23 protein-coding genes are annotated in these 25725 nt (G+C 38.4%); 9 read left to right on the plus strand and 14 right to left on the minus strand.

Features of this window, described 5'->3' with window-relative positions; all coding sequences use genetic code 11:
• Window positions 1-21: 21 nt before the first annotated feature.
• From E3D81_RS03345 to E3D81_RS03375, 7 genes are all read right to left on the minus strand, one after another.
• Entirely contained in the window at window positions 22-867 is an 846-nt protein-coding gene (locus tag E3D81_RS03345; RefSeq protein ID WP_134776396.1) for a ChaN family lipoprotein, read from the minus strand.
• Window positions 864-1892 carry a hemin-degrading factor gene (locus E3D81_RS03350; RefSeq protein WP_134776397.1) on the minus strand — a complete coding sequence of 343 codons (1029 nt, stop codon included), beginning with the start codon at window positions 1890-1892 and terminating at the stop codon, window positions 864-866. The genes E3D81_RS03345 and E3D81_RS03350 overlap by 4 nt, the downstream gene beginning before the upstream one ends.
• Before the next feature lie 341 nt (window positions 1893-2233).
• Window positions 2234-3013: a heme ABC transporter ATP-binding protein gene (locus tag E3D81_RS03355; RefSeq protein ID WP_134776398.1), complete on the minus strand. Its 780-nt coding sequence runs from the start codon at window positions 3011-3013 to the stop codon at window positions 2234-2236.
• On the minus strand, window positions 3010-4056 hold the full coding sequence (locus E3D81_RS03360) for a FecCD family ABC transporter permease (RefSeq protein WP_134776399.1): 1047 nt from the start codon (window positions 4054-4056) through the stop codon (window positions 3010-3012). Before E3D81_RS03360 ends, E3D81_RS03355 begins: the two co-directional genes overlap by 4 nt.
• Complete coding sequence (locus tag E3D81_RS03365; protein ID WP_134776400.1) at window positions 4053-4928, minus strand: hemin ABC transporter substrate-binding protein; 876 nt, start codon at window positions 4926-4928, stop codon at window positions 4053-4055. Before E3D81_RS03365 ends, E3D81_RS03360 begins: the two co-directional genes overlap by 4 nt.
• 1 nt (window position 4929) lies before the next feature.
• Window positions 4930-5988 carry an HmuY family protein gene (locus E3D81_RS03370; protein WP_134776401.1) on the minus strand — a complete coding sequence of 353 codons (1059 nt, stop codon included), beginning with the start codon at window positions 5986-5988 and terminating at the stop codon, window positions 4930-4932.
• A gap of 1 nt (window position 5989) precedes the next feature.
• The gene (locus tag E3D81_RS03375; RefSeq protein WP_167554219.1) at window positions 5990-8071 is read right to left on the minus strand and encodes a TonB-dependent receptor plug domain-containing protein; all 2082 of its coding nucleotides are present in this window, start codon (window positions 8069-8071) and stop codon (window positions 5990-5992) included.
• A 129-nt stretch (window positions 8072-8200) separates the two neighbouring features.
• Between E3D81_RS03375 and E3D81_RS03380 the strand changes: the two genes are divergently transcribed.
• The 4 genes from E3D81_RS03380 (at window position 8201) to E3D81_RS03395 (ending at window position 12397) form a co-directional block, all read left to right on the plus strand.
• Entirely contained in the window at window positions 8201-8767 is a 567-nt protein-coding gene (locus E3D81_RS03380; protein ID WP_134776403.1) for a Crp/Fnr family transcriptional regulator, read from the plus strand.
• 79 nt (window positions 8768-8846) lie between these two features.
• Window positions 8847-10244, plus strand: coding sequence for a TolC family protein (locus E3D81_RS03385; protein ID WP_134776404.1), 1398 nt, complete (start codon window positions 8847-8849; stop codon window positions 10242-10244).
• A 2-nt stretch (window positions 10245-10246) separates the two neighbouring features.
• Complete coding sequence (locus E3D81_RS03390; RefSeq protein ID WP_134776405.1) at window positions 10247-11209, plus strand: HlyD family secretion protein; 963 nt, start codon at window positions 10247-10249, stop codon at window positions 11207-11209.
• 12 nt (window positions 11210-11221) lie between these two features.
• On the plus strand, window positions 11222-12397 hold the full coding sequence (locus E3D81_RS03395) for an ABC transporter permease (RefSeq protein WP_134776406.1): 1176 nt from the start codon (window positions 11222-11224) through the stop codon (window positions 12395-12397).
• 50 nt (window positions 12398-12447) lie between these two features.
• Here E3D81_RS03395 and E3D81_RS03400 read toward each other — a convergent pair whose 3' ends face one another.
• Genes E3D81_RS03400 through E3D81_RS03415 form a run of 4 tightly spaced genes read right to left on the minus strand, consistent with a single transcriptional unit; the run spans window position 12448 to window position 15817 of the window.
• Complete coding sequence (locus E3D81_RS03400; RefSeq protein ID WP_134776407.1) at window positions 12448-12936, minus strand: murein L,D-transpeptidase family protein; 489 nt, start codon at window positions 12934-12936, stop codon at window positions 12448-12450.
• Window positions 12937-12938: 2 nt separating this feature from the next.
• Window positions 12939-13511 carry a pentapeptide repeat-containing protein gene (locus tag E3D81_RS03405; RefSeq protein WP_134776408.1) on the minus strand — a complete coding sequence of 191 codons (573 nt, stop codon included), beginning with the start codon at window positions 13509-13511 and terminating at the stop codon, window positions 12939-12941.
• An 8-nt stretch (window positions 13512-13519) separates the two neighbouring features.
• Complete coding sequence (locus E3D81_RS03410; RefSeq protein ID WP_134776409.1) at window positions 13520-14092, minus strand: Crp/Fnr family transcriptional regulator; 573 nt, start codon at window positions 14090-14092, stop codon at window positions 13520-13522.
• A 42-nt stretch (window positions 14093-14134) separates the two neighbouring features.
• Complete coding sequence (locus E3D81_RS03415; protein ID WP_134776410.1) at window positions 14135-15817, minus strand: RluA family pseudouridine synthase; 1683 nt, start codon at window positions 15815-15817, stop codon at window positions 14135-14137.
• 175 nt (window positions 15818-15992) lie between these two features.
• Here E3D81_RS03415 and E3D81_RS03420 point away from each other — a divergent pair, with 175 nt between their 5' ends.
• From E3D81_RS03420 to E3D81_RS03430, 3 genes are all read left to right on the plus strand, one after another.
• Window positions 15993-16952, plus strand: coding sequence for an aldo/keto reductase (locus E3D81_RS03420; protein WP_134776411.1), 960 nt, complete (start codon window positions 15993-15995; stop codon window positions 16950-16952).
• 45 nt (window positions 16953-16997) lie between these two features.
• Complete coding sequence (locus tag E3D81_RS03425) at window positions 16998-17468, plus strand: Dps family protein (RefSeq protein ID WP_134776412.1); 471 nt, start codon at window positions 16998-17000, stop codon at window positions 17466-17468.
• Between the two features lie 126 nt (window positions 17469-17594).
• Window positions 17595-18413, plus strand: coding sequence for a ZIP family metal transporter (locus E3D81_RS03430; RefSeq protein ID WP_099366246.1), 819 nt, complete (start codon window positions 17595-17597; stop codon window positions 18411-18413).
• Between the two features lie 60 nt (window positions 18414-18473).
• Here E3D81_RS03430 and E3D81_RS03435 read toward each other — a convergent pair whose 3' ends face one another.
• From E3D81_RS03435 to gyrA, 3 genes are read right to left on the minus strand one after another with little or no spacing between them, the layout of a single operon-like run.
• Window positions 18474-19649 (minus strand): tetratricopeptide repeat protein, encoded by a 1176-nt coding sequence (locus tag E3D81_RS03435; protein ID WP_134776413.1) that lies wholly within the window; start codon window positions 19647-19649, stop codon window positions 18474-18476.
• Between the two features lie 19 nt (window positions 19650-19668).
• Complete coding sequence (locus E3D81_RS03440) at window positions 19669-20838, minus strand: tetratricopeptide repeat protein (RefSeq protein WP_167554220.1); 1170 nt, start codon at window positions 20836-20838, stop codon at window positions 19669-19671.
• The gene (gene gyrA, locus E3D81_RS03445; RefSeq protein WP_099366249.1) at window positions 20771-23323 is read right to left on the minus strand and encodes a DNA gyrase subunit A; all 2553 of its coding nucleotides are present in this window, start codon (window positions 23321-23323) and stop codon (window positions 20771-20773) included. The genes E3D81_RS03440 and gyrA overlap by 68 nt, the downstream gene beginning before the upstream one ends.
• Before the next feature lie 343 nt (window positions 23324-23666).
• On the opposite strand from gyrA, the gene serC reads away from it, so the two are divergent.
• Window positions 23667-24734, plus strand: coding sequence for a 3-phosphoserine/phosphohydroxythreonine transaminase (gene serC / locus E3D81_RS03450; RefSeq protein WP_099366250.1), 1068 nt, complete (start codon window positions 23667-23669; stop codon window positions 24732-24734).
• A 6-nt stretch (window positions 24735-24740) separates the two neighbouring features.
• Window positions 24741-25688: a D-2-hydroxyacid dehydrogenase gene (locus tag E3D81_RS03455; RefSeq protein ID WP_134776415.1), complete on the plus strand. Its 948-nt coding sequence runs from the start codon at window positions 24741-24743 to the stop codon at window positions 25686-25688.
• The last annotated feature ends 37 nt before the right edge of the window (window positions 25689-25725 follow it).

Consider the following 25725-nt stretch of genomic DNA (forward strand, 5'->3'; position numbering starts at 1 on the left):
CTTCAGTCAAGAATCAATTCATTAATCAACAATCAACGTAAAATCAGCTGTTGCTAATAGTTCAGGAGTAACTTCTTCTCGCTTGACGGTATTGATGGTTAACACTTTTTGCTGAATGTCTTTTGGAAAAAAACTGATGATGCCTTCTTTCATTTTGCTGTGATAAGCCCCATTAATATGTAGAAAAACTTGTCCTTCCTGATAGTTTTTCAGGATAAATTCAGCCATAGTAGCATCTTTTAATGCCTGGGAAAAGATCATATTTGTAGCATCATGACCAGGAAGCATTTCACGCATATCCTGGTAGGTGGTTAACGTAGTATCCACTTTTAAAGGTAATTTAGCCATAAAGGATCTAACCCTGCTATCGAATTTATCCAATACGGTTATCCCTTGTTTATAAACTGCATTAGCGTATCTCCGAGGAACATTGCTCGCAATTAATTTTATTTTATTAGCTTTTGCGAATTCCACTAAAGGTTTATAATCGTTTTGGTAGTTGGACCAGACTCTTGCTTCTGATTCAAAACTTTTCTGACTGATCAAATCGGCAAAATACTCATCTATTATATGTTGAACATCTGTTTCAAACATCTCCATTCCTAAAACTACAGTAGGATGAACTTTGTTTAATAGAGTGAGTAATTTTAGTTGTACCTTATGGGCTTGTTCATTATCATGAAGTTCCCCAAAAAACACCAATGGCCTTTCTTCGACTGCTTGAACAACATTCTCCAAACTGCTGTTTTTTCCATTTTTGTCTTTGAGGATGATTTCAGCTTCTACAAATTCCTGGGTTTCGACTTCTTGTGCAAGAACAACCATATTGGGCAACAAGAATAAGATCAATATGCCAATTATTTTCATAAGGTTTCTGTTAATGATTGAACCAATAACCGCCAGTCTTCGCTTTCCGGAATACTAGGTTTTCTTTTGCCAAAGAATTGAATGATCAGGTTTCCTTGATCATCAAAAGCCTCTACACTGTGGACCAAACCTAAATTTGTTGGTTTTTTAACAATCCAAAGACTATGAATAGCTTGATCATTTAAATGAAGGTTGAATTCTTCATCCAGGATATTTATCCACGGACCAGTCCGAACAATCCTTTGCGCAAGTCCAGTATGGATCTGCAGGCAACTTGAATTTCCTACAAAGACCATTATTTCTGTCTTTAATGAAGATACTAAATTTAAAATAGATTCAATCTTTGATCTTGGAATTTCCATTGTAAATCCACTTGGTGCATTTTGCATGGCCTGAATTCGGCTTAATCCATGCTTTTTTAGGATTCCCATAAAATCATGGGTATCCTGAAGATCTTTCCATTCCTGATGAAATTCCTTTGCATCAAATTTTTCCGTTTCCAATGGAAGTTCCTTTAATGGAATTTGAATTTCAATGGATAGGTGATCAGGTTGGTCGGTTTGAAATTTATCCAGTAAATTTTCATAAGCCTCTACAGAACTTTTTTCAGTGAGATATACTTTATGAATGGCATTTCCAAACCGATCGAAAAATTGGATACTTTTTCTATTGTTTTCATTGACAGCAAATACAAATTTCCAATCTTTCATGAAGAGGCGCAGATCGATATCTGGATTTACGACCAATCCGATGGTACCATGGAACCCCGCCTTGCTGTATATGCCTTTTCTTTCATGTACGGCATATTCATTTCTTGTTAATGCCATGACATAACCGAGTTCTTTTAATTCGTTTAATAGGTTATGGAAATCGGGGAGGAGATAAAGGTTGTTTTCTGAACTATAAACCAATTCTGCCTCGGTTACTTTTAAAGCTTTTGCAGCATCTCTGATACGAACTTTTGGGTTCTCTTGTTTGTATTTTTCGTAGATAGATCTGATGTTATTTTCTGTTGTTCTGTTCATTTTTTGTTTTTTAATTTTTGTTTGTTTTTTGTTTTTTTTTTTGTTCTGGTCAGTCATGGGGAGATGGTTTACTCGTCATTGCGAGGAGGCACGACGAAGCAATCTCAGCGTCATTGCGAGGAGGTACGACGAAGCAATCTTTCGACTTTGTCATCCTGAGCAGCGTCGAAGGATCTGTACGGGTACCATATTTAGATGCTTCGACTTCGCTCAACATGACATGGCAAAAGATTGCTTCGTGCCTCGCAATGACGTAAAATCACAATGACATGGCTAAAGATTGCTTCGTGCCTCGCAATGACGTAAAACGCGATGACGTAAAATCACAATGCCCCTATTTATCATCCCATCCCTGAAGGAAGAATGCCCGTATACCCCAAAATTCCTTTTTCAATTCTTTTCACTTTTGTATGATACATATCAAAAACCGCTTCCTCCGTCAAAACCTCCTCAGGAGGTCCAAAATCCTTTACCTTCCCATTTTTCAATAAAAGAATTTGATCTGCATACTGCGCCGCCAAATTGATATCATGCAACACACAGATAACACACATTCCAAGCCTTGCCAGATCCTTTGCCTTTTCTAAAATAACCTGTTGATACTCCAGATCCAATCCATTGATCGGCTCATCCATCAACAATATCCCGTCCCTTTGCTGATAAATCTGGGCAAGAACCCTTGCCAATTGCACCCTTTGTTGTTCTCCTCCTGATAACGTAAAAATCATTCTTTCCTGAAACCCCGCCATACCCATTTCATCCAAACAACATTTCGCAATCCTAATATCTTCAGAACTCGGCTTATAATTGAAATGCGGATATCTACCCATCAAAACAATATCCAAAACCTTAAGATTAACAGCAAGGTAATTGCTCTGCGGAAGAACAGCTCTGAATTTAGCCAATTCCAAAATCTTATATTTCTTCAAATTCTTACCATTAATCAAGATCTCACCAGAATATCCATGATTTTCCTTACTGATTAATTTCAATAAACTGGATTTCCCAGCACCATTAGGACCGATAATCCCAACCAATTCACCGCCAACAACCCGCATTTGAACATCCTGAAGAATCCTTTGGGATCCAATGAAATAATTAAGTCCTTGGATGGAAATCATGATATATTTCCTTCCTTCGTATTCTTTATAATTATGGCTAAAAACATGGGCACACCCATGATAGCTGTAATGATTCCTATCGGAAGTTCGGCAGGAATAACGATCGTTCTAGCCAATAAATCTGCTAATACCAATAAACTAGCTCCCAAAAGTACGGAGCCGGGAAGAAGGAATTTGTGATCAGCCGTAACGGTCATCCGCAATAAATGTGGAACAAGAAGTGCCAGAAATCCGATGATTCCTGAAAGGGCCACACAGGCGCCTACACCGATTGCTGTTAATACCACAATAGTCCTTTTGGTTTGCTGCAAATTAATCCCTAGATGTTCCGCTTGGGATTCACCCAACAATAAGGCATTTAGGGGTTTTCCAAAGAATAGCAAAGAGCCCATACAAATCAATGCAAATGGGAGCAGGGCAGCAACTGATTGCCAGCTAGCACCTCCCAAGCTTCCTAGATTCCAAAAAGTGATATTCCTTAACTCTTCATCATTCGCAATAAATGTAAAAAGACCCACCAATGCCCCGATCAATGCATTGATAGCAATGCCCATTAAAAGTAAGGTTGTGATGGAAGTTCTTCCTTTCCTCACTGAAAACTTGTAAAGTACAGTTGTCGTGAGCAGAGCTCCTAAAAACGAAACTATAGCTAAAGCATAGTAACCCATATAATGCGTTAAACTAGAAAATAGGGAATTTCCTAATACAATGAACATTACAGCAAATAAGGATGCACCAGAGGATATCCCTATCAGCCCAGGTTCCGCCAATGGATTTCGGAAAATCCCTTGGATGGCTGTACCGCATATCCCTAATGTTCCACCGATCAAAAGACCAAGGATGACTCTGGGCATACGGATAGCCATTAACACGGCCTCCTGTTGGGATTCAACAGGATTATTTGATCGGAATTGTTTGTTAATTATTTTCATTAAATCACCTAAGGGTATTTCTATGGCCCCTACACATATGGAAAGTATGCAGGAGCCAATTAGAAATAGTAGTAGAGAGATAATGAAAATCGTTTTATATTTTTCTATCATTCATGAATTTTAGTATGTAACTCTTTGATCGCCTGTGGCAACCGCGGACTAAAGCCCGATAATAACTGTCCATCCATGGCAATAATTTTCTTGTTTTTGCCAGCATTGGTCTGCTTTACGCCTTGAACTGATAATAGGCCTTCAGCACTACCTAGGCTGGATAATCCAGAATCAAACAGCAACAATACATCAGGATTATAATTCACCAAAGACTCGGATGTTAATGGTCTATAGTCCTTAAAATCTTTTGCTGGATTCACCGCTCCTGCCAATTGGATAATTTTATCCACTTGGGTATCAGATCCACCAACCATCATGGTTCCACTACCACGTGCATAAATAAATAGGACCTTAGGTTTTCCGTGGGATTCCGGGAAAGACTTTACATCCGCAATTTCTTTATCGAACGATGAAAGAATGGAATCTCCTTTAAGTTTCAGGTTCAACGAATCGGTTAATGCACGGATAAGGTTCCTCGAGCCTTCAACAGAATACTCCTGATCAAGCAGTAAGACCTTTAGACCTGCCTGTCGAAACTGTTCAACAGTTTCTTTTGGAACCTCTGTTGTGGTTCCGATAACCAAATTGGGGTTTAAGGCTAATACACCTTCCACCGGGATTTTACGATTATGACCAACCTTAGGTTTGGATTTTATGGACTCTGGATAGGTCGAAGCTACATCAGTGCCTACGATCTGATCTTCTAATCCGGCCAAGCTCAATATTTCCGTTATAGTACCATTCAACGAGACAATGCGTAATGAATCAGGGTTATTGGCTGCAGCGCTCTGTGTTTCCGAATTTCCACTTTGGCAGGAGGAAATAAACAGCGCAAAGGCCATAAATACGAACAAGTATCCAATATTTTTCATGTTAATAGGCTTTTACAAGTTTATATTCCAATTCAGGATATCCACGTTTTCCGCCATCACCTCCAGCACCCATGGCGATAAATTTCAACTTATAGATGTTTCCAAGATTATCCTTGATTACATAGTAACGATCTTTATAGGCACCAGGAGAGAAAGCACTTCTCCAATTAGCACCAATCACATTTCTATTGGGTTTAAAGGTTACTAAGGATAATTTGCTTTCGTCAAATTCAGCATAAGTGGGTTTACCATTGCTTTTTCCATCTTTGTCCAAAAAGATGATTTGTTCAGAAGTAACTTTGTAAAGATGGTTGGTAAATATTAAATCACTGAAAGAATAGGGTACAGGAGTTCCGGCCATGGAAGTAAAATAGATTGATCTTGTCCACACAAAATCCCATTCTTCTTTTTTGGGCTCTACATTTACCGGACCTGAGGCGAAGGAGATGAATTTAAAATTAAAAGCCTCCTCTTTCGTTATACTCAATGATTTGATTTGTTGATCCTCTAATTTTGCATATTCCAGGGTATAAGCATTTGTACCGCTTCTTACGATCCTAACTTTCCAAAATTCATCATCGCCTTTGGGAGTTGGGCTGTTAACTACATAGACCTTATTGTCGTTAGCATTGGCCTTGATTTCAGCGATGACATTATGGTTTAGCCTACCTAATGTATCATCATAAATCTTCAGTTTTTCAGGCTTGATATCTAACTTCAATTGTTCAACATCGAAATTAGTTTTATTGACTGATTTAATGTCGGTGGAATTGGTAACCATTGCCGACATATCCATCGAACTATTCAGAATAACACTGAATTCTGCACCGCAATGAAAGCCTAAGTTCCAGGAACTTCGTTTAACTGACGATTGTTTATCTGTGCTCAAATCAACATATACCGCATTTTCGGCATACGAACCGCCAGGTCCACCGTCTAAGGTTAATTTATTTCCATCAGAAGGTTTTATTTTAGGGATAGGTGCATCTTGTCTTTTACAAGATCCTAACATTAAAAATCCTAAAATCGCAACAGCACTTAAAGTAGTAATTGTTCTCATATTATTTATTCAAATTGTAAAGCAAACCAAAGAAGTATGATCTTCCATAACTAATAGGTACAGAGGAAACGGAAGAACTATGTGCTCCTGAACCAACTGTGGCCGTATTTTCAATATTTTCTGTATTGGTCAAGTTTCGAATACCCGCCTGTAGGTTTAAACCTTTGAAAAGGGTTTTATTCACGCTCAGGTCGAGTTGTTGGAAACTGGCGAGACTGGTCTGTCTAGCTTCTACGCCAGTATTGGTCTGTATGGTTTCATATCCCGGCCTTTTGCCATTATATTTATAAAATACAGAAATATTTGTCGCCCATCGAGGTATCTCTTGCGATATTCCAGCATTAAGCTCTGGCGTCCATAAAAATTGTTTTAGTTCTTGATTAATTGCTTTTTGCATATTATATCTACCTATATAGCCAAGGCCAAGATCTATTTTTAAGTGTTTGTAAGAAAAAGTATTGGCAAGGTTAAATCCAGTGGTTTTATAATGGGCCAAATTGAGGTAAGTATTCACCCTGTTATCCCCAGGCTTCATACTCATCGTGACCAGATTATTGAATTGATTGTAGTAGCTACCAAAACTTGTCCTTAGAAAAGCTTGTGAATGAAATGCTTTTTCAAAATTTAGATTTAAATGGTAACTGTTACTATGTTCAGCTTTCAGATCTTTATTGCCTTCAATTTGATGATTACTGTCAAAAAAGTTAAAGTAAAGTTCTCTTAGGCTTGGTGCCCGAAAACCACGAGCATAGGAAAGTCTCAAATCAAAATGTTCATTCAACAATAATTTTGCATTAATAGAAGGAATTACCGGAGGAGCATCATATATGGAGTTATGTATAAACCGTAGACCAGGTCTAATCATCAACCAAGAAATTGGTCGGTAATCTGCCGTTATAAAAGCTGCAAGATCCCAAATTTCAGATCGCTCTTGTATTCGGGCTCCCGACCCTCGATCGTAATCAATATCCACGCCACTCAATAAATCCAATCGATTTGACCATTTATAATGGCCAGTAATTTTCCCAAAACTTTGATAAAAAGTAGAAACATCCTGTTCACCAGCGCCCGTACTCAGTTCCATCGTTCCTTTTTCAAAGTCATGTATATTGGTTACGGTGGCACGCCTGTAATTCTGTTGGGTAAAAGAGCTAACAAAATTCCATTTTTCCTTCCATTGCCAGTCGGCCTGAACCATATGGTTATATCGGTTGGTTAGATAATTCTTATCTATATATCTGTTATTGGGTAAGATGTTCCCCGGTGTATAAATATCCTCGTCCAGCAAACTAAAATTGTAAAATACATGCAGATTATTATGATTATAACCTATTTTTCCTGATGCCAGGTATTGGTCTTTCGGTTGCCAGGCCAGTGCTCTTCCAGAAAGATTGCCTTGATAACCACCAAAGGTATTCCTGCTGGCGGTCATATTCCCATACCAATTATTTTTGCTGTAAATCAGATTGGCATGTAGGTTATGTCGACCTTCTGCATAGGCTGGATTATATTCGGTATTTACCGTTTCTTCAAGAAGTCTGACTTCCAAATTCCATTGGCTCTTTAAGGTACTTGCATCTCTTGTAATGATATTGATTACACCTGCCAAAGCATCCGTTCCATAAATGACCGACACAGGTCCTTCAACAAGTTCAATGCGCTCGATCGTATTGATGTCGATCTGTGACAGACTTTGTTTCGTACTTCCACGATCAATCAATGGAATGCCATCCAATAAGATCTTTACATTTTGCCCACTCATACCCATTAATTCAATGTCAGATTCACCAAGAACCAAATCATTATTAAAGCGGATTCCTAATTGCGTATTCAGAAGAGTGGTAATATCGCTTGTAGCTCGTCGAATGATATCATCCCGATTGATGGTTCGAACGGCATATATGGAGTTTTTTAAGGAGGTAGGCTTTATTTGTCCTGTCACAACCACCTGCTCAATAACTTGTTTTTGAAATAAAGAATCCTGCTTTTGGCGCTGATCCTTATCCAAAGATGTTTGACCAAAAACAGGATTAATTGATGTTTGTAATAAGGAATAGCAAAGTATGTAAAAAGTAAGTCTCATGTAATTATTTAGAATCATTATAAACAACACTACAAACTTATAGCTTGTTTAGAACAGTTCCAAATAAGAAAGGGACGTGAAAGGAAATTTTAGTTTAATAATCGGAAATAAAAGCCTTATTTTTATTTCATGGGAACACCCTTATTGAATTTTTTTAGTGAATATTATCATATTAATGATGAGGTTGAACAATTTTTCGACCAGATCATGGAACAGAAAGAATATCAAAAAGGAGATATTATTTTTGAACCAGACAGTCATTTAAGGTATATCTATTTTATTGAGAGTGGTTTCACTAGAATCTATTATTATAAAAACGGAAAGGATATTACGCATTATTTTTTCGGTCCTAATAGCTTTAGTACAGGTATTGAAAGTGTATTCTACAGAAAACCTTCACTTTTTGGATTTCAAGCATTAGCGCCATCAAAAATATGGCTAATGCCATTTGCTCCCATAGAAGAACTTGCCAAAACCAATATAACCGTCAATCAGATCATTCAGAAAGTGCTATTGGATTCATTGATCAATTTTTCGAACAGGTTCTACAACACACAATTTGAAACTGCCCAGGAAAGGTATGAAGGTCTTATAACCCAAAACCCTACATTATTCCAAAATGCCAGTTTAGGACATATTGCTTCATATCTTGGCATATCACAACAAACTTTATCCGTAATTAGAGGAAAGGTATAGACCTTTTTTAAGATATCTTAAAAATATCCTCCCTTATCCTCATGACCTTTGTATTGTTAAAAGATAATACAAACTGGTCATGAACAATCAAACAATTAGAAAGGCTTTAATAAGTACTGCCGTATTATTTGGTTCTACAATATCCGTTCAAGCTCAACAAATCGGATTTAAAGAGTTTAAACAACCTGTAGAACAAGCCATTCAACACAACAGATCTATTCAGAATGCCACCTTGGAAAATCAAAAGATTTCCTTGGAAAGGGAGCATGTAAAAGGAAAATTCCTACCTCATGTTAGTGCAAATGCCATGTATGGCTATTTGAACAGTAATATGGATATAGATCTTCCTACAAAACAATTGCCCCTTTTAGGAACTTCCATTTATGATGGCTCGCAACAATTAAATGTTTCTTCACAAGTAGCCATGGCAGGGGTAACTGCCACCCAGGTTATTTTTAGTGGACTGCAGATCACTAACGGACAAAAAGCCCTCGAACAAAAATTCAAAGCACAGGATTTAATGAATCAAGCAGGTTATGATCAATTAGCTCAAGAAGTGGTCCTGAGTTTTGATCAGCTGATGTTGTTGAAAGAGGTGGATGTACTTATTCAAGATTCTGAAAAACGCTTGAAAAAGGAACACGAAAAAGTGGTTCGAGCGATAGATAATGGTTTAGCTATTCCCTATGATCGGGACAAGATTAAATTGGCGATGTTGGAATTGGAAAGTAGAAAAGCAGAACTGGAAAGTAATCGGGAGCTCTTATTCTTCAAACTTCAAGAACTGACAGGACTACCGATAGAACGCTTAAAAGAAACTAATTACAATTTGCAGGAACTCAGCTTGAATCTGGAAGATGCCCAAACAATGAACCGTAAGGAAGTTCAAGCTTTAGAGGCTGCAGGCAAAGCTTATGAATATGTTTACAAAAAAGAAAAGGGTAGTAGATTACCCCAGGTTTTTGCCTTTGGTAATCTATCCTATATCAATGCATTTTCAACAGATTTAACCATCAAAAATCTTCCTAAAATGGGCAACCTAAAATTGGAAAGTAATCATTTTCAGATGGCCCCTAATTATGCGGTAGGAATCGGAATGAAATGGAATATTTTTGAAGGAAAGGCACATAAAACTGCCATCGAGAAAACAAAATTGGATATGCAGATCAATGACAACAAACTGTTGGATACACAGGAAAAGCTTTCCTTATTACAGAAAAAAACCACGGTAGATTATCAGCTTGCTTTGAAAAAGACCAAAGTGAATGAGCAACAGGTAGCTATTGCCAAAAACAACCTTCATCTTGCATCCAGACAATTTGAAGAAGGTTTGACAGATGTTACGGAACGCCTGGAAGCTGAAAACGAATATTATAAACAGTCTTTAAACTACTTCCAGCAAGTGCTGGCACAACGTCAAGCGGCTAGCGAACTTTTGAAAGCTAACGGAAACTTATACGAAACTATAACTCGATAACCATGAAAAAATTAATATATAGCCTTAGTGCATTCTTACTATTACAGAGCTGTCAAACAGATCCTAAAAAACAAATTAAAATAGAAGGTAAAATTGAAAGGGATCAAATTGCCGTAACCACCAAAATCCCTGGTAAGATTCAGCGGGTATTGGTAGAGGAGGGACAATTTGTTCAAAAAGGAGACACCTTACTTATCCTGGAATTTCCTGAAGTGGATGCGAAATCCATTCAGGCACAGGGAGCACTCAACGCTGCACAAGCACAATATGAAATGGCTGTTAAAGGTGCCACTGATGGACAGATAAAACAATTGAACGCAAAAGTATCCGGATTAAAGGAACAATATGACTTTGCCCAAAAATCTTTAAATCGGATGAATAACCTATTGAAGGATTCCCTAGTTGCACAGCAAAAATACGATGAAGTCTATGCCAAATACCAAGGCGCAAAAAACCAATACTTAGCTGCCCAAGCAGAATTGGCCGACGTCCAACATGGAGCAAGAATTGAACAGCAGAAAATGGCTTTAGGCCAAAAGGAACGTGCTTTAGGTGCAGTATCTGAAGTTACGGTTGCTGCTAAAGAGCGATTTATTTTGGCTCCGCAGGATATGAGTATTGAAAACATCAACCTCAAAACCGGAGAATTGGCTTTGGCTGGTTATAGTTTGGTATCAGGATATATTCAGGATGGCACCTATTTCAGAGTAACGGTTCCTGAAGGAAAAATCAAGGATTTTCAAAAGGGTAGCCAAAAAACATTGGTTATTCCATATCAGAACAATGAGGAAATTCAAGCTCGTATCGAGACGGTTAAACCATTAACCGCTTATGCAAACATCAGTACCGCTTATCCGGATTTTGAAGAACAGCAATCCATGTTTGAGATACGCTTAAAGGCAGTAGACCCTAAACAAGTTCAAGATCTCTTGACAAAAGCTACATTTATCATAAAAGAAGACTAATAGGAGGGGAAAATGAAAAATTTTATAGCACTGATCAAAAGGGAATTCAAATTATTCTTTCAGAATAAGGTCCTTTTGGTACTATTTCTTGGTGCCCCGATTCTTTATGGTGTATTGGTAGGAGGGGTCTATAAAAAAGGAAAAGTAACGCATCTACCTATCATCGTGGTGGATGAAGATCGCAGCCCCTTGAGTAGGCAATTAATTGACATGTTCAATGACGGGGAAGTAATCTATGTGGCAAAAGTATTGGATGATGCTTTTAATGCTAACGATGAGGCCATGAAACATGAGGCAACGGTCGTGGTGCAAATACCTAAAGGTTTCTCTTCGAATGTTAATTACAATAGGCCAACAGAAGTCACCTTATTTGTGAATGCTTCCAACACCTTAACATCAAACTATGCGATGATGGCTGCGAATGTAGCAGCCGGAACCATGAAAGCAGGAATTCAAATCAAAGCCCAACAAAAAAAGGGAGTCCCAGAGTTTGTCGCGGCACAGCAATATGAACCCTTTAAAACGACTATTATCAAACAGCATATCCGAAGTGGTAATTACCTTTATTTCATGCTGCCCGGAGTTTTACTGACTGTTTTACAGCAGGTCATGATGTTAGGTTTGGCACTTAGTTTTTCTTCTGAATTTGAGAAAGGAACTTTTGCAGAGTTGGTTGGAAAATCACAAAATGTATTCATTTTGATTTTAGTGAAAATACTACCATACCTATTCATGTCGATCTTGATCTATGGGCTATATTATGGTTTTTCATTTTGGTATAGAATGCCATTGCATGTTAATGGAACGGCCTTCTTTTGGACCACACTATTGTTCTTAGCAGCTGTCAGTTTTATTGGTATTTTGGTCAGCCTGGCTATTCCTAGCCAATTGAAAGCTACTGAAATTTTAATGGTGATTGCTACGCCTAGTTTTATTCTGAGTGGTTTTACCTGGCCATTGAGTCAAATGCCAGATTGGATAGTTGCTATTGCCAACATGATTCCTTTAACACACTATCTACAGATATTCCGAACCTTGATCATCGAAAATGGATCAGTAGAATATGTCCAAGATGCTATTTGGGGCTTAGGATGGATTGCTGGTATCACCTTAATTCTTTCCATCGTACTCTTACAAAGGAAAATATCAAAGATCAAAAAAGATACTCCGATTAAACAAACCGTTTAATTGTCTTTTAACAAATGAGTGAACACCGGAACTGTTGTTTCGGTGTTTTTTTATGGAACTATTTGGACAGGTATTTCCTTTTGTCCATTATCTTTGGCCATTAAGGCCAATAAATAAACAATCTCAATCGCTTCATCACCCATAGCCAAACATCCCTTGGAAGTTGATCCACCGTGGATGAAGATATCAGAACCTGTTCGACCAAGGAATAGATCTTCCTCATTCGGGTAATTGATTCCTAAGGACAGGTGATATTTACTCTTGGGATTAAAACGATTGATATAATAGTTTCCTTCGGGAATCTGAAGGTCACCTTCTTTTTCTTTTGGACCTAAAGTACCTGAAAAAGCCGTCAAGGGAAATTGTTGATAAAGTTGAAATGAAGTATCGCCCGTATTCCTTACCCATAATTGAAGCAGCTGTTGGCTTTTAATTCCTAAAAATTGAATTTCCAATTGGTCATTGTATATCCCCAACTGCTGGAGAGTAGCTAAAATTCTGGGTAAATGTTTCTTCTTCGCTATATCAATGCGATCCATGTCTACCCAGTTACTTGTATTTTATATTTCACCAATAAATCCGGTAGGGAAGAAATAGAAAATTTTGCGCCTTTAACCGTGTTCTGATCTAGATCTAATTGTATGTTTATGCAAGTTGAAAAATCTGCTTTTTCCAAATTGGAATTTAGGAAGGTGCTATTTAATAAATCACAATATTCAAAGTACGCCTGCAGCAGATCCGCAGATTCAAAGTCAACTTCATGTAGTTTACAGGATATGAACTTTGTTTTCTTCAGTTTACATTGATAAAAGGAGGAATGATCTAGGATACAATGATCAAAGCTAAAACTCAGGTTAAAAGGATTACAGCTATCAAATTTTAATCCTAATAACTTACAATGTTCGAATTTTGCATCTTGAATCATACTATGTTCCAAGGTGGCTAGACTAAGATTACAATGCGAAAAAGTACAATCCACAAATTTCATTTCGGAAAGGTCCATCCGTTCGAAATTGCAGTTTTCAAATCTACAGTATTCGTATTCTCCTTTTACTAAGGGTCGATCGCCAAGATCTTCTGCTGTAAAGGTTTTATCTTCGAAATATTCAGCCATGTTTATAATTATTCATTTATGATTTCCTTCCTAATTCGGCTCAAAGAAGTATCCGTTACACCCAGATAGGAAGCTATGAATTTCAGTGGTGCTTGTTGGATGATTTGAGGTTTATCCTTCATGAGATGGAGATATCTACTTTTGGCTGGCTCCGTGATCATCTCTGTTGCTCTTTTTTTGCTGAGGTATAATTCGAAAGCCATCCATGCACGACCCCATTCCCGAAAGGCCGGAATCTGATGGAAAAGTTCCTGAAATACATCATAATCTAATTTCCATAGCACGCAATCCGTTAAGCATTGGATATATTCCTGGGATGGGATACGTTGAAAAATAGAGGCCACTTCAATAACCACTTCATTCTTTCCAGAAAAGCCTGTCGTGATTTCATTCCCTTCATAATCGTATAGAAAAGTTCTGACCAATCCGTCTTCAAGGATATAAAATTGATTCAATACCTGATCTTTCTTCAACAAGAATTCACCCTTAGATACCTGAATTTTTTCATGGGCAGCAAAAATTTTTTCCAGATCTTCATTTTCGAAAAGTGGGTGTTGATAGGCGTATTTTAAGATTTCCATAAAAGGAGTTATTTACATCCAAGATAAGTAAATTTCAGTTAACTAAAACGGATCTTCGAGCGTAAAACTTATCCTCTCCTTAGAAATGGGATGGGTAAATTCAATAAAGCCTGCATGTAGATGTAGACGATCTGCCCGTTGGCCATAAAGATCATCCCCCAGAATAGGGCAGAATAGACCTTTTTTATGCGCTGAATGCACACGTAATTGATGCGTTCTACCTGTTAAAGGAAAATAATGGATCCGGGTTCTTCCGTTTTCTATTGCTTGAACCCTAAATTTTGTCTGAGCAGGTTTACCATATTCGTAACAGACCACTTGCCTTGGACGATCATCCAAGTCTACTCGTAACGGCAGATCAATAAGTCCTTCCTGCTGATCTATTACACCATCCAAAATGGCGGTATATCGCTTTTTAACAGTATGTTTTATAAACTGATCTTGAATAAATTGATGGGATTCCTTATTCTTTGCCAACACTAAAATTCCGGAAGTCGACATATCCAAACGATGGATGATCAATGGACCGGTTATTTCTGGAAATCTTTCCAATATTCTGGTCTGAACACTATCCTTAACATTGATCCCGGGAACCGATAAAAACTCTGCTGGCTTATTGACAACAATGATCGATTCATCTTCGTATATAATATCAATGTCCAAATCACTATCCGGATGCTGAAGCATGGGATTATCATCAACTTCCAATCCCTGTAGCATATGGTTTAAGATGGGTTCGCATTTACCACGACAAGCAGGGTAGAAGGATAAATGTTTTCTTACTTCTGTATTTGGCGATTCTCCCCACCAGAACTCCGCCATAGCAATAGGTTTTAGCTTATGTTGATAGGCAAACTGCAATAATTTTGGGGCAGCGCATTCTCCAGCTCCTGCAGGAGGTTGCAATTGAATAGCTTCTTGGAAGATATCTAACACTGATCTTGATTCCCCTTGCGCATTCAAAAAATGGTATTGATCAAATAGACGTTGCTGCAGGGATGACGACCTTTCTTTACGCTCATTCTTTAACGCTTCGATCTGCTGTTGTTCCATAAGATACTTTTCCTCGAAACGTTCTATCACCTTTAAAGCATTTCCCTTCGCTACATCATATTCATGTTGATCCCGATAACTTTGCTTAATGAGATCAATTTCTAATTCCTGATAGGCATTTTCCGAAAGGATCGGTTTTTGGATGGTTCTAATCTGCTTTCTTTCCGATTTATTTTGTTTATGCAACACCCGGAGTGTCGAAAGTGATTTTTGTTGTTCCTCCTTGGCAGATTCAAATTGAAGTTTCAAAGCTTGAAGATTTCCATTTTCTTCTATTTGTTCCAATTCCCTATTGATCCGATTGATCTCTTGTTCTTCCTCCAGAAAAAAACCTTCAGGCTTTAACATATCAAAGATTGGAGGTACAAAATAACGATGTTGATTCGTTCCAGCCAGCTTCCCAGAAACGGCGGCAAGATAACCTAAGCCACCATGTTCATCTTCAACGACCAAAACCCCAAACATCTTTCCAATCACTAAAGCACTATTATGATCATCTAGCCCAAAATTATGTTCGAAATCTTTTTGGGTCAATAAATATTCCTGCACCTGCTTTGCAGCAAGCATACTTAACGCATGCGGCTCATAACAAAAGGGAAATGTAAATTTCTCCGGTTTTTTGATATGCGATACATCGTGCTGAAAGCGATGAAGGAATGATATATTACTCATTTAATGACAGTTCAATTCGGGGCAAAAATACAAATATTAAGAAGGATTTAAGATAATAATGATGAAGTTCAAATTCCAACAAATCTAAAGCCTAAAATGACATAAAAATGCCTTTAAAATATCTTTTATTGCAGTTTTTATTGGTAAATTGTATACATCAAAATTAGGGATATATATGGAAAACAAAAGAATATTGGGAAAATCAGACCTAACGATTGTTCCTCTTATATTTGGTGGTAATGTATTCGGTTGGACCTTAGATGAACAGCAATCCTTTGATATCTTGGATCAATTTATGGAATTAGGCTTCAATGCCATCGATACAGCCAATAATTATAGCCATTGGGCACCTGGAAACAAAGGCGGCGAATCTGAAACCATTTTAGGAAACTGGATCAACAGCAAAGGAAACAGAGAAAAAATTATCCTCATGACTAAAGTTGGTGGCCGATTTGGATATGATACCAAACCAAATACCCAGGCGAGTTATATCAAGGAACAAGTAGAACTTTCTCTAAAACGACTACAGACCGATTATATAGACCTATACCAAACTCATTATGATGATGAAGTGACCCCAATTGAAGAGACGCTAAGGGCATATGAAGATTTGATCCAGGAAGGTAAAATAAAACATATTGGGGCATCAAACATTGGAGCTACTCGGTTGCAGGAATCTTTAACTATTTCCAAAGAACAAAATTTACCTGCTTACATCAGCCTACAGCCAGAATATAATCTATACGATAGGGAGAACTATGAAAAGACCTATTTGAAATTAGTTGAGGAAAATGAATTAGCCGTTATTCCTTATTATTCTTTAGCGAGTGGTTTTCTAAGTGGGAAATATCAAACCGAATCTGATTTTACAAAATCAGCTAGGGGAGAAGGCATTCAGAAACGTTATTGGAATGAAAGGGGAAGGAGAATTGTAGCGGCATTAAATGAAGTTTCCAATGCATACAGAACAAGCCCTTCCGCAGTAGCCTTAGCTTGGTTATTAGCCCAACCTACCATCACAGCACCTATTGCTAGTGCGACCAAAACAGAACATCTTGAAGCCTTTGAAGCCGCTGTTCAACTGAGATTAGGGGAGGAGGCACTGAAGAAACTTGAGGAAGCAAGTAAATACTAGAATAAATTCTCAAAAAGTATAAACAACAAATAAATATATAATACTATGAAAACTAATATCGGAATTACAGAAAAAAACACCTCAGCAGTAGCTGAAATATTGAACAAATTATTGGCAGATGAAAATGTGCTGTATACAAAGGTTCGAAACGCTCATTGGAACGTAGAAGGACCAGACTTCCATGCTCAACATTTATTTTTTGAAACGATATATGATGAATTGGCGGAAATCATTGATGAAGTAGCGGAACGAGTTCGATCCATTGGCCATTATGCTGTTGGAACCATGAAAGCTTGGTTAGAAATAACCCAATTAACAGAAATGGCTTATGGTAAAAATGATTCCAAGGGATTCATCAAAGAAATCCTCAACGATTTTGAAAGCCTGATCATTTCCTTGAGAGAGGATATCGATAAAGTGGAAAAAAACAAGGATGCCGGAACAGAAGATTTTTTGGTTGGCATTCTAGAAAAACATGAAAAAACAGCTTGGATGCTAAGATCACACCTTAAATAGCATATACTTACATTTTAGAAGCTCCTTCGGGAGCTTTTTTTTTTGAATTTCATTTAATAATCAATAGAATAGATAGGATTGTTCCAAAGAATAGTTAATTTCAAAGCGATTTTATTAGTTATTTAAATGATCGACGAATTAATTGCCTATTTGGGAACCTTAAATCCCGTTACAGCAGCTTTATTAGCAGGTTTATTCACTTGGGGAGTGACCGCATTAGGAGCAGCATCCGTTTTTCTTTTCAGAGGAGTAAACAAACGACTATTGAATGGCATGTTGGGCTTTACAGGTGGCGTTATGATCGCTGCTAGTTTTTGGTCCTTATTGTCACCAGCAATAGAAATGAGTGACGGCAGTGGATTTGAAAAAGTGATGCCAGCCGCCATTGGCTTTATATTGGGTGCACTTTTCATATTTGGTTTGGACAAGCTCATGCCACACCTGCATTTGAACTTTTTAAAATCAGAAGGTCCAAAATCATCCTTACATCGAACCACCTTATTGACCATAGCCATTGCCCTACATAATATTCCAGAAGGATTGGCTGTAGGGGTATTGTTTGGTGGAGCGGCAGCAGGATCTCCAGAAGCAAGTATTGCTGGGGCAGTTTTATTGGCGATGGGAATTGGACTTCAGAATTTTCCGGAAGGAATTGCCGTATCCATGCCATTAAGGAGAATGGGGCTCTCCAGATGGAAGAGTTTCCAATACGGACAGTTATCGGCCGTGGTGGAACCTATTTTTGCTGTTCTTGGCGCCTTTGCTGTTGGATTCTTCCTTCCCATTTTGCCTTATGCATTGGCATTTGCCGCAGGGGCCATGATATTTGTGGTTATCGAAGAGGTAATCCCAGAAACCCAACAAGAAGAACATTCCGATATCCCTATCTTAGGATTTGTCTTGGGATTTGTGGTGATGATGGTATTGGATGTCGCATTGGGATAAATTTAGACAAACAAAAAAGCCATCCTTTTCAGAATGGCTTTTTTTATTTCCATACTTTGATTAATTCAAAGCATCTAACTTCGATTGGATTTCAGTAGATTTCGCTGTATCCTCGATAAAGTCGTAGTAACTTTTCAAACTACGTAAAGCATCTTTATTATTTGGATCTAACTCGATTGTTTTATTCAAATAAGGAAGAGCTGTAGCGATTTTCGCTTTGATCGCAGCAAGCTTTTTGTTGTATTCAGCAGCAGGTAAATTCTTATCATCATTGATCGCCAATAATTCATCGCGACCAGAATTCATGATCACAACAGCCGCATTGATGTTTGCCTCAGGATAATTAGGATCAATCTCTAGCGCTTTTTTGTAAGCCGCTAAAGCTTTCTCCGTATTTCCAGCAGTACCATATGCTAAACCAGAATAGTAGTGCAAGCTTTTATTTTGAGGATCCTTCGTGATTTGCGCTTCGATATCGCTCAAAATCTTCGCCTCATTACCTGTGATCAAATTAAACTCAATATTCTGTACAACAGCATCATTATCGTTTGGATAAGCAGCAACCGCTTCAGCAGCAGCAGCTAATGCCGATGTTGTATCACCTTTAGACATATAAAGTTTTGGAAGATCCAATAATACTGTCTTATGGCTTGAGAATTCTTTGTTAGGGATCAATGCCTTGTATTTAGGAATCGCATTGTCATAATCTTTTGTCTGTACAGCCGACAAACCAGCGTAGAATGTCAATGTGGTATCACCAGGAAGATAAGTCAATGCATCGTTGAATTCATTGTATGCATTTTTATAATCTTGTTTATCCCATGCAGCAACACCTTGATTGAATTTAAACTGACCTAATGTTTGGCTCGCAACAGTAATATTATCTGTATGCTTTTTCTCCTTATCTAATTCAGTTGCTTTTTTAACAGCTTCGGAAGCTTTGGTAGCAGCTTCTGCATTCTTATCGATAAATGCAATATTAGAATAAACTAAGGCATAGTAAGTCCAAGCTTCTGGATCATTACTTGTTTTTTCATGCACAACAGCTGCATCAATTGCTTCTTGAGCAGTAGTTAGATTTGTTTTCCCTAAAGCAGCCGTTCCAGCAGCTTTTAGTTCTTCAAATTTAATAATTGCAGCTTTAGCTTTTTTTACGTTACTAGCTTGTGCAAATACAGCAGTAGTTCCTGTCGCCAAAAGTACGCCTGCTAATAATATGGATTTCTTCAGATTCATATCGTATTTGTTTTGTTTATTAATTTGTAAGTTGGTTCAATAACATGTTTACACGATCCAATTGCGTTGCATCTTCCGCCTTTTCATAATACAACGCCAATGATTTCAACGCATTGATCTCATAAGGCTTAATCTCATTCGCTTTTAAAAGATAGTTCTGTGCATTATACTGCGCTTCTTGATTCGAGGTATCAGACAAGAAATCTTTTAAATAGATTAATCCCAAGGCTAAATTAGATTCATAATTATTTGCATCCAATTGCAAAACCTTTTCATAATAGGTCTTAGCTATAGCTACCTGGTTTGCATTTTCATTTGCATAACCCGCTAAATAATTAAGATCTATATTCTCCGGTTCGTATTTTAATGCTTCTCCAATTAAAGGAACAATCGCATCGTAAGCTTTGTTCTTCGCATATTTATCAATCAAAAGGAACAATAAGGATTTTTCTTCCTGAAATTTGGTTCGACCAGTTTCAAGCGTACTCAAAGCCAATTGCTTTTCCCCTAATTTATCATAAATATCAGAAAGTTCAATGTATTGCTGAGGAGTAACTTTTTCCGACTCAAGTATAGCTTTATAAAACTTAACCGACTCTTGCAATTTACCAGCCTTATTTGCTAATAATGCCAGGTTATAGGTGACATCTTCCGATTTGACGTGCATTTCATCCACTTTACTGAAATCTTGATATGCCGCATCAAATTTATTGTCTTTCAAAGCCTTATTCGCACGGGTAATCAATGCAGCTGCCAAATTCTGCTTCACGTAATCCATCTCACCAGGATATCCTTCCTTATCCTTATCAGTTAATTTTCCAAGAGTTTGGAAAGTAAGATCGATAGGATCCTGATTGATGTTCGTTTTTACGGTACGATTAGAATCCGCATAAGCGAGCGAGCTTAACACCATCGCGCGTAATACATTTACCCTAGTCTTCGTGGAGTCTTTTTTGGTTTTATAGATATTGCCCAATTGTTTCATGGCATTATCTAAATTCTTGATATCTCCAGTCTGCGTATATAAAGCAAACGCATTACTAGCCTCCTTATAGGCAGATTGCCCATAAGAAGCTTGTGAAAATAATACAAATAGGAGAGCTAAAGCTCCGATAAATAGATTATTCTTGTTCTTCATTCTCAGGATTACTTGAGCTATTTTCAGATTGATTTTCTGTTTCTTCGCCATCAAATTCTTCCTCTTCTTGTCTTTCTACTTTAGTAATGGAAGCAATTGCATCCGTATCTTTCAATGTAATCAGTTTTACACCTTGCGTTGCACGTCCCATCACTCGTAAACTTTCCACACCAATTCGAATAACAATACCTGATTTATTAATAATCATCAAGTCATTCTCATCGGTTACACCTTTGATCGCAACAAGTTCACCGGTCTTATCCGTTACGTTAATGGTTTTTACACCTTTACCACCACGGTTTGTGATTCGGTAATCTTCAATATCCGTACGTTTTCCGAAACCTTTTTCAGAAACTACCAATACAGTTGTCTCTTGATCATTAACACTAATCATGCCAACTACCTCATCTTTTTCATGTGCTAAGGTGATTCCGCGAACACCAGTTGCCGTTCTTCCCATCGGGCGAACAGTCGACTCGTTAAAACGGATCGCACGACCAGAACGAAGCGCCATCACAATTTCACTTGTACCCGAAGTCAAGGTTGCTTCGATCAATTGATCTCCATCATTGATGTTGATCGCGTTGATACCATTTGCTCTTGGTCTTGAGTATGCTTCCAATGATGTTTTCTTGATCGTACCTTTTTTCGTACACATGATGATGTAGTTGTTTTCCAGGTACTCTTGATCCTTCAGATTGGTGACTTTGATATAAGCCTTGATCTTTTCATCTTTTGGAATATTGATGATATTCTGTAGTGCTCTTCCTTTAGATGTTCTGCTTCCTTCCGGAATCTCGAAGGCGCGCAGCCAGAAACAACGTCCAGCTTCTGTAAATAACAATAAGTAGTTATGTGCAGATGCCGTAATAATATGCTCTGTAAAGTCCTCATCGCGGGTTGTTGACCCGATAGCACCTTTACCACCACGTCCTTGACGACGGTATTCTGTTAATGGCGTACGTTTTACGTAACTGTTATGGGAGATAGTGATCACCACTTCTTCATCATCGATGAAATCTTCCATACGCATATCCTCAGCAGAATGTACGATATGAGATCTTCTCTCATCACCATACTTCTCCCTAACCTCAACAAGTTCTTCCTTGATGATCTTAAAGCGTAAAGACTCATCCGCTAAAACTTCTTTTAAGTATTCGATGGTCTTCATCAATTCCGCATATTCTTCTTTGATCTTATCGCGCTCTAGTCCTGTCAATCTTCTTAGGGTCATGTCCAAGATAGCTCTTGCCTGTATGTCAGACAATCCAAATCGCTCCATCAATCCAACACGCGCATCTTCTGGCGTATCGGAATTACGGATCAATTGGATCACTTCATCCAGGTGATCTAATGCGATCAAGTATCCTTCTAATATATGCGCACGTTTTTCAGCTTCGGCTAATTCAAACCTCGTTCTACGTATAACCACATCGTGGCGGTGTTCAACGAACTCATGGATCATATCCTTTAAGTTCATCAACATCGGACGACCTTTTACCAAGGCGATATTGTTTACCGAGAAAGAAGTCTGTAAAGCGGTGTACTTATATAAGTTGTTCAATACCACATTGGCATTGGCGTCACGCTTAATTTCATAAACCACACGGATATCTTTCGCCGATTCATCTCTGATCTCAGAAATTCCCTCGATTTTCTTTTCATGAACCAAGTCAGCAGTACGTTTAATCATCTCTGCTTTGTTCACTTGGTAAGGGATCTCGGTTACCACAATAATTTCCTTACCGGTTTTGGTCGTTTCGATCTCCGCCTTAGCGCGCATCACAATACGGCCACGACCAGTTTCGAATGCATCTTTAACCCCAGAAAATCCGTAGATCAAACCTCCGGTAGGGAAGTCAGGACCTTTTACATAGGTCATCAATTCCGAAATCTCAATGTCTCTATTATCAATATAAGCAATAGTACCATCGATCACCTCCGTTAGGTTATGAGGCGCCATATTGGTGGCCATACCTACCGCAATACCGGAAGCACCATTTACTAATAGGTTCGGGATCCTGGTCGGAAGAACGGTTGGTTCCTGAAGGGAATCATCAAAGTTCAATTGAAAGTCTACCGTGTCCTTTTGGATATCGGCAAGCATTTCTTCAGCGATCTTCCGAAGTCTAGCCTCGGTATAACGCATTGCCGCTGGTGGGTCACCATCTAGGGAACCGTAGTTTCCCTGTCCATCGACCAATGGATAGCGTAAGGACCAATCTTGAGCCATACGAACCATCGTATCGTAAACTGATGAGTCACCATGTGGGTGATACTTACCTAATACATCCCCGACAATACGGGCAGATTTCTTAAAAGGTTTTCCACTAGTTACCCCCAAGTCCAACATACCGTACAATACACGGCGGTGAACCGGTTTGAAACCATCACGTGCATCCGGTAGGGCGCGAGAAACGATAACCGACATCGAATAATCGATGTAGGCCGATTTCATTTGGTCTTCAATATTGATGGGGATAATCCTGTTTTCGGCAGGTACTAAGTTGTTTTCGTTTTCTGTTTCTTCAGCCATTCTTTTTTGGTTTCAATCAAACATTCAGGTGCATCATCCAATTGATTACACCTAACAGGCGAAGGTACACAATTTTTGTGGCATTAAACAGTATTTAAGGCATTAAAAATATCAACATTCAAAGGCAATTGTTAATTTTTTTGACAAAAGAATTTATGGAAGCCTAAATGCCTTTTGTATGACAAATTAATATCAAACAATAATATATTTTGTGATTTTTAAAACAAATAAGGAATTTGCTTTAAAAAATTTTAAAAATGTTTTACCTTTGTTCTTTCTTACGATAAAATCCGTTTCACCAGACGATTTATCATCCTTATTTTTAACAATTTAACAGTAAAAAATGAAACATAATTTCGGTGCAGGTCCTTGTATTCTACCAAAGGAAGTCTTTGAAGAAGCTGCAAAAGCAGTGCTTGATTTTAATGGTACAGGTCTTTCTATCTTAGAGGTTTCGCATCGTTCCAAAGAATTTGAAGAGGTAGTCGTAGAGACTGAGCGTCTCGTTAGGGAGCTATTGAATGTCCCTGAAGATTATTCCATTCTTTTCTTACAAGGTGGTGCTACGCAACAATTTGCCATGGTTCCTATGAATCTTCTTCCAGAAAATGGGAGGGCAGCTTATTTAGATACCGGTGTTTGGGCAACTAAGGCCGCTAAAGAAGCAAAAAAAGTAGGACATGTCGAGATCGTGGCTTCTTCGAGTGACCAGAATTATTCCTACATCCCCAAGGATTTCCAAATCCCAGCAGATGCAGCATACTTCCATTATACGTCGAATAATACCATTTATGGAACCGAAGTTTTTGAAAAACCAGCAACTGCAGTTCCAACGGTAGTAGACATGTCTTCGGATATCCTAAGCCGAAAAATTGATGTTTCCGAGTTCGATCTGATCTACGCTGGCGCTCAGAAAAACATGGGACCGGCAGGTGTAACGCTTGTGATCATCAAAAATGAATTGTTCGGAAAATCAGGCCGTACCTTCCCAACTATTTTTGATTACGAATCCCACGCAAAAGCAGGATCCATGTATAATACGCCGCCAGTATTCTCCATTTATGTTTCCATGTTAAACCTTCGTTGGTTAAAAGCGAAAGGAGGGGTGGATGTCATTGAGCAGGAGAACATCATTAAAGCACGTACTTTGTACGAGGAGATTGACAGAAACCCATTCTTCAAGGGAACAGCCGCTGTAGAAGACCGTTCGAGAATGAATATTACGTTTGTTATGGACAGCCCTGAATTGGAAGCTGAATTCTTAGCGTTAGCAAAAGAACGTAATTTAGTAGGTATCAAAGGTCATCGTTCCGTTGGTGGATTCCGTGCATCGGTTTACAATGCATTGACCATTTCATCCATCAATGCTTTAGTCGATACCATGAGAGAATTTGAAGAAAATCACAAATAATAATTAATGAGAATTTTAGCAAACGATGGAATTAATCCCATCGGTAAAAAGATATTAGAGGATGCAGGATTTATCGTAGATACCATCCATATTCCTCAAGAGGAGCTTGCTCTTCGTTTGAACGATTACGATGCAGTAACCGTTCGTAGTGCAACAAAAATAAGACAGGCATTGATCGATGCTTGTCCAAATCTTAAAGTTATCGGTCGTGGTGGCGTAGGTATGGACAACATTGATGTGGATTATGCCGTATCAAAGGGAATTGCTGTAGTCAACACACCTGCTGCATCTTCGCATTCCGTTGCGGAATTGGTATTTGCCCATTTATTGAATGGCGTTCGGTTTTTATTCGATGCCAATCGCAAGATGCCTCTAGAGGGCGGGACCAATTTTGGTGCATTAAAAAAAGCTTATGCAGCTGGCGTAGAATTACAGGGAAAAACATTAGGCGTGGTTGGTTTTGGTCGTATTGGCCGCGAAACAGCCAAAATTGCCTTGGGATTAGGGATGAATGTGTTATATTCTGATCTTTTTGAAGGACCTAAATCCTTAACATTAACACTTTCCGGCGGAATCCAAGTGGAAGTTCCAGTTGAACAGGCTGATCTGGAAACTATTTTCCGTCAAGCTGACTTCATCTCCCTGCATGTTCCATTTACCGATAAACCTGTCATTGGAAAAGAAGAATTCGCCTTATTAAAAGATGGAGCAGGATTGGTAAACGCCTCTAGGGGTGGTGTAATCGATGAACTGGCATTGGTTGAAGCATTGAATTCCGGCAAAGTTTCCTTTGCAGCACTTGATGTTTTTGACAACGAGCCTAGCCCTAGAACAGAAATATTAACACATCCGAGGATTTCCTTGACACCACATATTGGTGCTGCGACCAATGAGGCGCAGGAAAGAATCGGTGAAGAACTTGCTCAGTTGTTGATTGAGAACCTGAAGAAGTAGTTCTTCCGCATAGAAATGTATGCGGCACAAAACCATT

This window comes from Sphingobacterium sp. CZ-2 (genome assembly GCF_004526235.1).
GTDB classification, from domain to species: Bacteria; Bacteroidota; Bacteroidia; order Sphingobacteriales; family Sphingobacteriaceae; genus Sphingobacterium; species Sphingobacterium tenebrionis.